Annotated in this window: 9 protein-coding genes; all 9 read right to left on the minus strand. The window is 53.3% G+C overall.

What is annotated here, in order from left to right; all coding sequences use genetic code 11:
• Positions 1–82 precede the first annotated feature (82 nt).
• The 9 genes from HMPREF0106_RS07395 to HMPREF0106_RS07355 all read right to left on the minus strand — a co-directional run bounded on the left by HMPREF0106_RS07395 (position 83) and on the right by HMPREF0106_RS07355 (position 12,996).
• Positions 83–442: a helix-turn-helix domain-containing protein gene (locus HMPREF0106_RS07395; protein ID WP_008640871.1), complete on the minus strand. Its 360-nt coding sequence runs from the start codon at positions 440–442 to the stop codon at positions 83–85.
• A complete protein-coding gene (locus HMPREF0106_RS07390) occupies positions 417–2,543 on the minus strand; it encodes a bifunctional DNA primase/helicase (protein ID WP_009040573.1) in 2,127 nt (708 codons plus the stop codon). The genes HMPREF0106_RS07395 and HMPREF0106_RS07390 overlap by 26 nt, the downstream gene beginning before the upstream one ends.
• Positions 2,506–2,916 (minus strand): helix-turn-helix domain-containing protein, encoded by a 411-nt coding sequence (locus tag HMPREF0106_RS07385; protein ID WP_032851536.1) that lies wholly within the window; start codon positions 2,914–2,916, stop codon positions 2,506–2,508. The genes HMPREF0106_RS07390 and HMPREF0106_RS07385 overlap by 38 nt, the downstream gene beginning before the upstream one ends.
• 234 nt (positions 2,917–3,150) lie before the next feature.
• Entirely contained in the window at positions 3,151–3,984 is an 834-nt protein-coding gene (locus tag HMPREF0106_RS07380; protein WP_008640868.1) for an RteC domain-containing protein, read from the minus strand.
• A 211-nt stretch (positions 3,985–4,195) separates the two neighbouring features.
• On the minus strand, positions 4,196–7,447 hold the full coding sequence (locus HMPREF0106_RS07375) for a fimbrial protein (protein ID WP_009040574.1): 3,252 nt from the start codon (positions 7,445–7,447) through the stop codon (positions 4,196–4,198).
• A gap of 36 nt (positions 7,448–7,483) precedes the next feature.
• Complete coding sequence (locus HMPREF0106_RS07370) at positions 7,484–8,896, minus strand: DUF5042 domain-containing protein (protein WP_005823186.1); 1,413 nt, start codon at positions 8,894–8,896, stop codon at positions 7,484–7,486.
• Positions 8,896–9,810: a FimB/Mfa2 family fimbrial subunit gene (locus tag HMPREF0106_RS07365; RefSeq protein ID WP_009040575.1), complete on the minus strand. Its 915-nt coding sequence runs from the start codon at positions 9,808–9,810 to the stop codon at positions 8,896–8,898. The genes HMPREF0106_RS07370 and HMPREF0106_RS07365 overlap by 1 nt, the downstream gene beginning before the upstream one ends.
• Positions 9,811–10,004: 194 nt before the next feature.
• Positions 10,005–11,438 carry a hypothetical protein gene (locus tag HMPREF0106_RS07360; RefSeq protein ID WP_009040576.1) on the minus strand — a complete coding sequence of 478 codons (1,434 nt, stop codon included), beginning with the start codon at positions 11,436–11,438 and terminating at the stop codon, positions 10,005–10,007.
• 55 nt (positions 11,439–11,493) lie between these two features.
• On the minus strand, positions 11,494–12,996 hold the full coding sequence (locus tag HMPREF0106_RS07355; RefSeq protein ID WP_009040577.1) for a hypothetical protein: 1,503 nt from the start codon (positions 12,994–12,996) through the stop codon (positions 11,494–11,496).
• Positions 12,997–13,018 lie beyond the last annotated feature (22 nt).

Genomic DNA, 13,018 nt, shown 5'->3' on the forward strand with positions numbered 1-13,018 from the left:
ATAACAAAACAATAGCCCTGCCTAATCTCACGATCCGGCAAGTCCCCGTCCACTAACAGAAATCATAAAGGAAATATCACTTTTACGGAAACAAGCCTTTTTTCCTGCGCCTTTCCTCTTTCCGGACTTCCTTCTCCTTCCGTTTTGCAGCCCGTTCCTCCACAGCGGCAAACTGGTTGCGGAGGAACTCGTGCACATCTTTCACCCGATAGAAGACCTTGCCACTGATAGTGAAGTACGGCAGTATCCCAATGGCACGGTAACGTTGCAATGTGCGAATACCGACCTTCAGCAGCAGGCACAGGTCCTGGTTATCCAGTACCTCCTCTCCATCCAGCGCGTTGCTCTTCTTCAGTACTCTCTCCAACAACTTCTCCGTCCGGTCGAAACGTTCCATGATACGCTCCATCCAATTCTCAAATTTTTCGCTGTCCATATACATAGCAGTCGCCCTCCTTTTCAATAATTTCCTTTTCCCGCATGTAACGGATGTACCCCTTCGCCGTCCGTTCCTTCACGTCCAGGGTTTCCTGTATCAGTTCGCATAGCTCGATATAGCCATACTTTTTTTGCGTGACGAACGCTGCCCGTGCCATTTCAGACAGTTCCTTCTCCTTGCGCCTTTCTTTCTCCACCCTCGGTTTCTCTCCCATATAGACAGGCATCCCGGCCTGTTTGTCCCAGCGGAACTGCATCAGCGGGATATCCAGCGGGCTTCCATCCCTGACCTTCAATGCCTTCACCACCGACACCTCCGGGTTCTCGTCCTTCTCGATGGAGAGGATAGCCGCCGACTTCCGCTGCAACTCGCTGCCCAAGTGTCCCCGCAACTTCAACCCGTTCGGCACGAAATGTACCACGGCGGTGATGCACGTGCGGTAAATTCCCGCCAGGCGGTAAATTTCGTCAACCAGCGCCACGCTCTCCGCCTCGTCGTTGGCGCAACGGATCAGGTCGGCAACTCCGTCGATGACGACCAGATGGATGCCCCCGTGCAGGTAGTGGTACTTGTCCATGCTTTGGATGATGGCGGTCAGCCGCTCGTTCCTCGACATCCCCGTCAGGCAGTACACGTGCAGGTAAGGCGGCATTTTCTCCCGACCGGCACGCCGCAGCAGCCGCCCCGTGTTCTTGTAGAGCTGTTGCTCGCTCTGTTCCGTGTCGTACAGCAGCACCGCACGCCCCTTTCGGTTCGGTTCCACCTTCACCCCAAGAAGGTCCGCGTCCTCCTCCCGTTCCATAATTGCCCCGGCGACCAACGCGGCGGTATAGTTACTCTTGCCCGTCCCTTCTCCGCCCGTGATGCAGAGTATGTTCTCTTCCGAGCCTAACGGCACGTCCCCGGCGGTCACGATAGCGACTGCCTGCTCCGGCGGGCAGTCGTAATCGATCTCACACGATTTCAGTACCGCCATCGTGTCCCCGTACAGCGTGTCGAGCAGTTTCAGGAACAGCCCCATCAAATCCTCCCGTGTGTGTCCGGCTTTAAAATAGTCCGTCACGTCTTTCTCTGATTTCGTCCCCGGCAGCGGTAGTACCAGCCGTTTAACACCGTACTCCGACAGTTGTACCCGGTGCTTCTCCGAGCATTCCAGCCCCGTCTTGTCCGTGTCGTACAGCAGTACGATGTGCTTGAAGCGATAGACGAGCTTCCGGACGGTCTTCGCCGGGATTACCGAGGTTTCCGAGTTGAAGCAGATGGCTTGGAAACCGTGAGCCGCAAGCGTCATCACGTCCTTCTCGCCACCCGTGAGGAAGAGCAGGTCGCCCTTCGAGGGCAGTTGTTCCAGACCGAAACAGTAGTTGTCGCCCGTATGACCGCCATAGACGAAACGCACTTCCGATAACGGGCGGTACACCTTCACGCCCCATTTCCCCCTGTAGCCGAACATCGGTTCCGCCGGGGTTGAAGTAAAGCCGAACGTCTTGCCTTCCCTTGTCTCGCTCCGGTACTCGGCGAGCGACACCACCCCGTAACGGTGCAGCACCTCTACCGTGATGCCCGATATGCCCCAGTAGGCGAGCTCTCTCTCTGTGAAAGACTTTTCAGCTACTTGGTAGGGGCTTGGTCCAGGACGCTCGCGGGATAAATCTTTCCCTTCCGTGCCCGTGACAGTATCCCCGGGAATGCTCTCCCCGGTATTTTCCCCCTCACTTTTCTCTCGTGCACCCGTTACGGGCCGTGTCGTCCGGCAGCTTCCCTCCCGATTGTTGGTACCGGAAGGGATGGCCCCATCCAACCCCAGGCACAACTCCCGGTCAATGGTGTGCAGCACTTCCACGAAATCAGCGGCACTCCGGCAGTCCAGTCCTTTCAGTTTCGCCACAAGGAAGAAACAGTCTCCCGAATACTCACCGTTACCAAAGTCCTTCATCCTGCACATCCCGCTGTGGCGATCATAATAAACGTTACACGAGGCCCTGCCATCAGCGTACAGCGGATTCAGGAAATTTCGACCCACCCGCCATTTTACGGGCAGATAATGACGGAACACCTCCAGTCCGTTACCTGTTTTTGCCAGTATTTCCTCTTTTCTTACCATATGATCTGCTTTTGCATTGGTGTAAAGGGTACGCTTCAATCATTCGGTCCACCAGCTTGTCAGGCGTTTCCCGTATCCAACGCTCATGGAACTGTTCCACGTCCGTACGGCGGTAACGTATCTTCCTCCCGCAGATAGAGTAAGCGATGATACGGTTCGTGCGGTAACGCTGCAAAGTACGGGGACTGATTTCAAGTTGTTCACACACTTCCTTTCCCGTCATCCATAGCCCTGCCTTCCTCGTACCCTTCTTATCCGCTACCGGCCATTGCTCCCACTCCTTTGTTCCGGACGCCTCCACGTATGCCGCTATCCCCTCTATCTTCTCCACGAGGGTAGCAAACGCTTTGCTTTCGATTGCTATTATTTCCATAATCTTTTAATAATTTGGTTTCCGGTTACAAAGGTCAGTCTGTTCGACCGTTTTTCTTTTCACGTTCGTAGCAAGCTGCCAAAGTTTTTTTTCTGGTACAAAAAAACCGCCGCGGAGCCTTATTCGGGCTCTCTACGGTGGCTATATACTGTATTTTCACCAAATGGCGTATCGGGAAAGGTGATTTGGCAACTTGCTATGAACCTGCCAGTCTCTTCCTTGTTTTACAAAAGGTTATCCGTCCGTTTCGTCCATTCGTTTCAACAAACGTTCCTTCATTTGATCAAGGTAAGCTGTCCGGCTGTTCTTCCGGTTACGCATGGAGATAAACGTGTGGTACACGTCTCCCAGGTCAATATGGAACATTTGTTCGAACAGCATCACGAGCTCGACAATGCTCACCCTCCCGTTATCCACGCTACCCATCGCCCAAATGCCATATATCAGTTCCACGGCAGCCGCCTTCCGGTCCGTCCAATGGTGCTCCTTTTCCTGCACGGCATACGCCCCCTCCATTGCCAGCAGCACTTTCCGGTTCAGATAACCAAGTAACATTTCCGCCGCTATCAGTCTTGCGGCCAACAAGTCATAACCGGTTGACATCACCGAATCCTCCTCCAGCATAAAACTTCCGCTTTCCGGGCTCAGCTCCTTTTTGGCACGGCGGAAATAGTAATGGTCCCGGTAAGTCGCCCCGCTCCGGTAATACTGGTAAAAGGGAAGGTATCGTTCCAGTTTCCGCTGGTATTCTTTCATAGCCTTGCGGTAATGCATCCGGGCAATCTCCGGGCAACATGAACAACCGCTCTCGATCTGGTATACCCGGTAATAATACAGCAGGCGTCCCGTCAGGGCAGGCTTGTAATACTTGAAAAAGCAGATTTCCTCTTCCACGTTGGAGAATGGGTGGTTTAGGACATAGTCCTTCAACTCACGGGATCGCTCCCTCAAAAAAGAAACCATCTCCTGACAAGTCCGTATCACTTGCTCTCCCTCCATACGGGAAGATTCAATGCCCATCTTACGTTCGACCTCCTGCATCAAGTTGTTAAAGTACGTTTCTATCATGTTATTCCTTAATTATGGGGCACGTGAGTACCTTCACGCTACCCGATTTATTTTTATGCCTCGCTTGATTCGATCGCAGGTTTTCCTTTCGGCCCTTTACGATGAAAAAACTTTTCCTCATATCGAAAAGACCGGAGAAAAGCCATGATACGGCTTCCTCCGGTCACACCTGCAAAACTGGGAAATTCCTTCCCCAATCCCCGGGACCAGACTATTCAAGGTCCCTCACGCAACGCACGTATCCCTTCCTGTTATTCACAAGCCTGTCATTGTCACCCGCCCACTGGGTATCCACGGTCGTGACCCATCGGAGATAACCATGGAGATACATCTGGTAGCCGGCACTGAACGATCTTGCCCCGTTCATGCTACGCTTGGAAAATCCCGTCCGAGAATGGAGAACTTCAGATTCTACTACTCCCAGAGAAGGAAGGTCATTACCGAATTCGTAAACCTCCTTTTTCTCAGGGTTATGCCAGTCGAACAGGCTCCCGCACATGATGATCAATTCCACCTCGTTGGGCACCCGCCAGGTTCCCAGGTCGCTCTTGTCCGCCTCCTGGTAATAATAGGCGCACGGGCTGTTTCCCTGTTCGATGTCCGCCATCAGCGTGCTCCAATCCTGTAAGTAATACTCGCTCTTCCTGTCAGGATTATTCAAATCCTTGGGCTTATCTATCTTATTGGCGATATACTTGGCCACCTCAAACCCGTTCTTGTAAATGGTGTTGCTCTGGGAGTCCTCATCATGCGCGGGCAACTCGTAAATGGCTCTTACTCCACGCGTCATGCTGTATGGCAGGTTATCTGCCCTAAAGACCAGATATTCCTCTTTCGTCCTGTTATTGACAAGAGACTTGTTCAGTTCCTTGCCCAACTCCTCGATGTGATAGCTTTCTTCCCCAGACTCCAGCATCCCCAGATCCCTGATCAACCTCACTTCCGAGTAGGGGGTGCGGTCCCCGGGTGAGTTCCCTCCCTTGTAATAATCAAAGTTTGCGATGGGAGTCACGCTGCGGGACTCCAAGATACAAATATAGGGGTTGGAAGAGTATAAAGAAAGGTTTGTACTTGCCATAAAGGCTCTTGACATATAAAATGCTGTGGCGTTGTCCGAGGGGGCGTGCCCGTGCAGCCTGGAATGTAACGGCAACGCCCGTTCCCCCACGAGAAGCATACCGCTCTCGCTCACCGAAGGAATATACCACTTCATCTCGGCGGCCTGCATCCGGCCATCACGGTTATCATCCCGGTTCCGTAAAAACGGGGTGAAACAGGCATATTCGGCGTGGTAATTCTTGGCTGCCAAATTATAATGGTCTCTGCTGAGAGTCAGCTTCGCGTTGTCCACCTTCGTCATGACCTGCCATAACTGGTCTTGTTTACTTCTTCTCATCGGGTCAATCATGACCTCTTGACTGAAGTCGCCCGACCTTGCCATCACCTTCCAGGTATTCGACCAGCCGTTGGATGTATATTTATTATAAAAAGCATCCGGTTCTCCCGGAGCCTTCACCATAAAGTCCAGGTCCGGTGTCTCGTTCACGTTTTCCACCCCCCAGACACGCATGCCTTCGGGTCCCTCCGTAAACACCGTCTTGATGGACATCTGACGGATGGAAACGACAGCCTGGTGATAACGTGACTGCCCGTCGGGGGAGATTTCATGCGACGTGTTCACCAGCAGGTCGAAAGTCCGATCCGGGGCGTTGGCAAAGGTTTTCCACAAGTTCTTGTCCTCGGGGGCGCCATCCTGCATGGGGTTCCGCTCGTAGAAATACTCGTTGGCGTAAACCGTCACCTTGCAAAGCCCCGTGGAGGCATTAAATACATAATCGGGCTCTTTGACAAGTCGGTAAAGAAACTGTTCCAGCGAAAGCAGATGCGCCCCCGTGTTGGAGTAATATTCCATGGTTTCGTTTCCATTGTCAGACAGGGTGCTCGGGTGGATGAAGAACGCGAGCCAACCAGTGTCTGCCTTCTTCTCCCCTGAAGGAACGTATCCGTTATCCTCCAGCTGTTCCAGCTCCGCCCTCGTGTAAGAGACTATCTTGTCACAGAACGGGGTGCGTATAGCAAAGGAGATCATCGCGTCGTCCTTCAAACTGCCATCCGGACTGAAGATGGCAAGCTCGTCCTTGTTGAAACGCATCAGGCCCTGTTCATAATGGCAGTCAAAACTGAAGGAGCGGTGAGCGTCATATACAAGGCCTTCCACCCCGGGAGCGGGCTCCTCTTCCCGGTCCTTGTCGGACATCGCCTCCACTACCAGGTCGTTCATCCCCTTGATCGTCACGTTATAGGTATAGTGCACGTTACGTTCTATATCATAATCGTTGACCGGATCATTCTCCGCCGTGTATCCCAGATAAACGCGGTAGGTCACCCTCCCGAAACGCTCCGTTGAGACTTCACCGGTTGTCATATCCTGGCGTAACTCACCCGTGAACTCGATGTAGGGAGCCAGATCCGGAGCGTATTCTGTAGCTCCGTTCTGCACGTTCGGCTTCTCCGTAGCATCGGGAACGGGAGACTTCACTTGTTTCTGCCGCAGGTCATACCCCTTCCTCTCCGCATTGTAACCGGGAGAGGCGGGAGTTATCATTTTTTTTGCCAATTTCCGGTTCTCCGGAAGGTAAAACGTAGTAGTAGTAGTAGTAGCGTCGCCCTCGAACTGGAATAATTCGGACAACCAGTACGAATCCATCTCCATCCCGCCGGCATCCCAGGGAGCCCCGGCGTCACTGCCCTTGACATGCTCGGTGACAAAGGTCGAAGCCGGCACGTTACCGACTCTCCATGTCCCGGGCACGAACGTGAGCCCCTCCCCGGTTTTCAGGTTGACCGTGATTTTCGCCTCCGCACGTTTCAGGGAGACCTCGAGGCGCCTGGTGTCGGGACTGATCTCCTCCGTCTTGGTAACTGACATCAGCAGGTTCCCGTTCGGTCGGAACAGGGTACGGGCGGTCATCTCCGCCTTGACCCTCTGAATGTCCGAAAGGGACGACACGCCAGCCAGGATCCCGGGCTCTACCTGAAACAGCCCGTCACCATCCGATTTATAGTTCGCCAGCAGGACCAGCGTCTTCTCTCCCGAGGTAATGGGGATGTTTTTCAGCAATCCCATGCTCGTGGGTGCATCCGTGTCCTTCTCGCCGGTTGCCGTTTCCAAGGCAGCAGCGGCCTGATAAAGCTCCGCACGGGGATACTCCCGGGAGAACTCCACGCCGCCGCGGGAATCGAAAACCCACAGGTAAAGGTTGTATATCTTTCTCTCCTCGCCTTCCGGCAGGCCCGAACGTGTCTTGGCCCTGTTGGCTGCCGTACCCACGCTGATGTCTACCGTCGTGGGCACGCCTTCCGGGACACCGCTGCCCCGAAGCAGCTCCTCGTCCGTACAGCAGGTAAGAACGGGCAGTAACAAAAGAATGAAACAAGTTATTTTCAGCCTATATGCTTTCATATATAATAAAAATTTATAATGACAAAATCGTGAACATCACTGAAAAGGAGGGAACTCCACATCCTTCCGCTCCCAGGATTCGACCCGGTAGATAATCTCTCTGTCCGCGGCTTCCGGCAAGACCATGAATACCTTATAATCCCGGTTCGGGTAAATGGGGCCGGAATACACCCCGGGAGAACTTTCCTCGCCAATGTCAAGCAAAAAGGTCCTTGTCCTGGTCTGTGAGATGTTTCCTCCTGTATAATACTCCACTGTCAGCTGTATCTTCGGGTGAGGGTGTCCTTCCTGCCAGGAATTGGCTTCCGGAATATACGGGGCCAGGTACTGGGGAAGGAAGAACTGCTCGTATTTTTGGGCGTCCATTTCCGTATAGTCAATCCCTCCGCTGGCATTGAGGGGGGCCTCGTAGATGGTCAGTTGCGCTTCATTTTTTATTCCATAGGAATACGTGCCCGTATGCTCCGTGTTCTTTCCCGTTCCCGGGGTGGATCCTGCAAGCTGGCCGCCGTCCGAGTCATTCTCCCTGAAAGAAGGAGACATCAGTACCGGAAAGTTCAAAAAGGCAATCCTTTTATAATTATAAATGATCTGCTCAAAGGGGGCAATGCTTGCGATGTATATTCTGACACGGGAGAAATCACGGAACAGCGGGATTGTGATATCCTGCACCTGCTCCCCGGAAGCGGGCTGGACGGCCGTGGACAGCTTTCCCGAAAGCATGCCCATATGCAACCTGTTGGATATTCCGGGAGCGTCATCCCAAGAGATATTGGAAGTTGTTGTCCAATCTATAATCTTCTCATCCGACGGGGAAGGAGTCACACCATCGTACGGGTTGTCCACCGGAATGCCGAGACTGCCGTCATCCTGCTCCCTGATGATGGCAGGGAATGCGGCTTCGACAATATCCTCCCTGTCCACCTCCTCCATGCCTTCCCCGAGGAAGTCCCATGGAACTGCGTTCTGCAGGATTCCTCCGGGCGTATAATAGGGCAGGTCCTTTCCTGTCTGGTTGGGGGCATAGAAAGCATAGAATTCACTCTCGCCTTTGGGGATGCGTATCTTGGTTTGATATTCCCCCTCCGCGTTGCCCGAACTGAAAGGAAGCAGGCGACTGTACACATACCGGTTCTGCTCCTTGTTGAAAACCATAAGTGCTATTCTGGGCTGTGCGGGGGCTTGGGGAAACAGTGTGCCGGTTTTATACCAGTTGGCCGGATCGGAGGAATAAAGGTCCAGCATCTCACTTCCCCCGGCTGTTACGCCACGGGTTGACAGGTTCAGCCTGACGGTCACGTCATCCTCTCCGGAAAGCCGTTCCGGGATATCTTCTTCGTTCCGGCATCCTGTCAGGGCAAGGAAAAAGAGCGGCAACACCGTCATCACAAAGTTCCTCAAGGCCCTTACCGTGCGAGTATATTTAGTATCTTTCAGCATAATATTCATCAATCGGTTATGGGAACCACGTCAACGGCTTCCCAGGGTTTTACACTTACTGTCAGAGAACGGGGATTCTGGCGGAAGAACAGTGGAAGCACCGCTTCCTGCCGCCCCGTTATCCGTATCTGGTCGGGATACAGAGCGATATATTCCGCGACATCTACCATGCAGAGAACCTTATCTCCCTGCATAAGACGGATCGTCAGCGGGTCCCCGTCCTTGAAGCGCAGGGTATTGAAATCAAGCACGAAACGGTCGTTTTTTCCTCCCGTGTAAAACGGAAGGTCGAAGGATGTTTCTCCGGAACGCTGCCCGGAAAAGGAGAAACGGGCTGAGAGCGTTTCCATCGTCAGGCGGAAGCCCGTCCCCTTGTTCTGTTCGTACCAGGTCCCGGCGTTCTCATCGTCGTCGGGAAGGACTACCGCATGGATTTTCACGTGCTGGGAATAAAGTCTTACCACGTCACGGGAGTCGTTCATGACCTTCGACGTGATGGTGGTTTCCCCAAGGTATAGCCTGTCAAACGTGCCGGCCGCCGATCCGTCCTTTTCCGCCAGTTCGGGCCGGGAAACCGACGCTTCACCGTAAGCACCATCCCCGATAACCGTCTCGTTCAACGCGTTGCCCACGGCCACTACTTTATAATCACCTTCCGGGAGCCTGACCTCCAGCGGTGAAAGCAGCTGTTCTCCCTCCAGGTGGTGTTTCTCCACCAAGGCCCCGTTCCCGACGTCAAAGATGAAGACGTCAATGTCATCCACGTATTCCTGCAGATGTTCCTGGTTGTCATCGGCCAGGTAGGAGAAGACGATCGTGTTGCCAAGGCAGCCGCTCAGGTCGTCATACACCCGGTCACATGCGGTCACGAGGTATAAAGCGGCCAACAGGCCCAGCCAGGTCGGTATGTTTCTTATGTTCATACTTTACACTAATTATTATAAATCAATACTGTAATTTTCCCGAAAGAGAGGACACGTTTCCCTCCCGCGGGTAATAAAAAAGGGAGGGGACAAACTTTCCCCTCCCCGAGAGTGCGGGGCGGATTCCGGTACCGGCCTGTCAGGGCCGATACGGGAAAAGCGCTCCGGCAAGCGGCTATTACTCTCTATCTGTATCAGTCAAGGATGGGGAATACGTTCACAGCGGTCCAAGGCTGCACCTCGACACGGACGATGACGTTCACGTTCTCGTCCTCCAAATCCCCCTGTCCGCCCGGTTCGGGAGTCACACCTTCAGGAATGCTCGGGTCAACATCCACGAGGATACCCTGGCCCCCGTTCAGCGCAGCGAGATCCAGATTGATCAGGTAACCGCCCTTGCCGGCTTCCAGATCCGTCGTGCCTGCAGTTTCACCTTCTGCCTTCGCGTAACCGGATATAACGACAAAACGTCTGTCGGCGGATACGCCGTCGTCACCTGTCTTGAAAACGAAAGCAAGTTTTGGAGCGTTGTTTTCCTTACCGTAACCCGTAATGCCGTTCACGAAGAAGTTAAACGCTGCGGCCTTTGCCCCCTGTGCGAAATCGAAACCCGCTGCATTGAAATAGGAGGCCACTTCCGACAAGTCCGTGTTACCGTCGGGTTTGAACGTGCCGTCTTCGAATTTATAGCGGTCTCCGGCGTAGGTCTTGGCCCAGAACCAGTTTGCCTCTTCTTCCACTGTAAGTTGAGGAACAGAGAGCGTTCTGCTGAAACGGTTCATCAGGATACCTTGGTTTGCAGTGGTCACTTCGACAACCTGCAGCCATTGACTCAGGCTGGCCTGTTGGGCAATGTCGGACTTGCCGTCCCATGTCTGGCCGTTGAAGCCTGCGGCATCAGCCTTGAAAGCGGCCCACGCTTCGGCACTGCTCTTTCCCTTATTTTCATCCTTGGCCAGCCAAGTCGTGCACCATTGTTCAGCCTCGGTCTTTTTCCCGTCTTTCCAGATAACCTTGACAAACTTGGTACCGGTCACCTGGAAGCGGTTCATGCTGGCGGTCAAGGTGAGCTCGGCCTTCTTCACGGTACGTTTGTCTTCCTGAGGATTGACGCCATAAGGCTCGGCGCCAACAGTGGTAAGTGTTTCAGAACCGGCATAAATCACTTCATTAATTTGGGCTTTCAGCTGTTGTTTGCTGATTTCAGCAACAGTCTTTCCCTCACCGTCAACCAACGCTCCCTGAGGGTTAGCGATAACAAGTGCCTTTGTCACGCCATTGTCCACGTCAAGGAATTTATAACCTCCCGTCGTTGCCTCTGCACCCACGGCAGTAGCCGAAGTCAGCTTGGTAAAATCATCAGTATCTTTTGTAAATTCCTTCGACAGGACAATGTCTTCCCCAGCCACCAAGTACACATGCAGTTTTTCAACCGATGCCGCATCCTGGTCGTTGGCGGTGTTCTGCAATTCGCCCATGGCGGCACGTGTGCCCGGACCGGGTAATGCCACTGACATCACCACATCAACCGGTTGGTTGCCACTCTCCGGCGCTACCGGATTCTCTTCGTTGTTACATGCAGCGAACAACGCCAACGAGGCCACTGCAAAATACTTCATTACTTTCATAATTCGAATTGTTTTTAAATTAAGATTACTAATACTATATATAACTATGTCTGAGTTACATCTCTATCTGCTGATTGTTTCCACCGTCCCCGGGCTCCCCTGAGAGTTTTTGTTTGCCCTGGGCCATACCGGCTTTCTTGATCAATTCTTCCGCCTTCCTCCAGTCACCTTTCATGTTATAGGCAACGGCCATGGGAAAGAAAGCACGGCTGTCATTCGTTACCGGTTCCAACACCCGCAACGCGCCGTCCGCATCCTGCCCGTATTTCAACAGGGCGTTGGCGTAATTCAGGATTGCCACGGCGTCATCCGGGAACTGCCCGTAGGCCCTCTCGTACACCGGAAGGGGAGACATCCCCCGGGAAGCGTACAGTCCGGCCAGCTGGTACATCTCGTGCTGACTGAGACACTCGGGTTTCGTTTCAAAAATTTCGGGAAGTTCCTCCACCGTGTAAGGTCTCACGTCAAAACTGAGACCGAAAGTCGTGCGCCGCAGTCCCGGGTAGAACTCTTCGAGGAGGAGGCGATAGCTCCTGCCGTCATCCAAGGCACGGATGGCCTCCTCGCGTTCCGTGTCACGCTCGTTATGTCCGATGATAAAAAGAATTTCGTCCCTGTTGACGAGGGTGGAGCCGCTGACCATCGATTTAAGACCCTCCCAGTCCTCCCCGATACCCTCGGTACGATAAACCGGTGCATTTTTCAAGGCGGGGTATTGACGCGAAATATAATCTGAAAGGGTTTGGGTGCGTCGTTGCGCGAGGGACCTGTTGTAATCGAAGCTCCCCTCGGGAGAGGCATAGCCTTTTATATGTACCTCCTTGAGTGACGTTCCTTGAATATTCAGGTTCTCCGAGAGAAACTTCTTCAGCCTGTCAAGCTCCTGAGCATTGCCTGCAAAATCTTCCTGCAGGTCGTGGCGTGCAACAGGAAAGACCACCTTACAGTCGAAGGAATCCTTGTAGCATTTGATCATGACCTTTTCCGGTTCGATGAAACTGTAAGCATAATCCTTTTCCCCGAAGAGGGGGATACCGGCCTGAAAGGCAATATCCTCGCTCTCGTTCGTGCCGCACTCGGCACAGCCGTACGACACCTCCCTGACAACGAGACGCCCGTCAGCCATCCACCGTTCAAAAGGGACGCTCCTTTTCACAGTCAGGCCCGAACTTTCCAGCACCTTGGCGGAACGGACCTCGCCGGATCCGGGGTTACCGGGTTTCAGGTTGCCCAACGCCTTTCGACGCTTGATCACCTTATATCTTCTCTTGCCGGCCACGCAGACCGGTTCGAGGCGGACGCTGTCACGCCCGTCAGCCGAGACATAGACGGGGAACAGGTAAGCGACTTCCTGGCTTCCAAGCCCTGCCAGAGGGAAGACACTGAAAGTAATATCCAACGCATCTCTACCCGGTTCACGCTCCACACGGCTGTTTGAATAATCCCAACGCGAGGTACCTGACGTTGATAAAATGTCCTGGGCGGAAGAAAACAAGGGAAACATTCCCAGGCAGCCCATGATAAGGATTTGCTTCTTGTTAATATGGTAAGGTTTCATTGATATACATTTTTAGCATGAT

It is taken from the genome of Bacteroides sp. D22, from assembly GCF_000163675.1.
GTDB classification, from domain to species: domain Bacteria; phylum Bacteroidota; class Bacteroidia; order Bacteroidales; family Bacteroidaceae; genus Bacteroides; species Bacteroides xylanisolvens.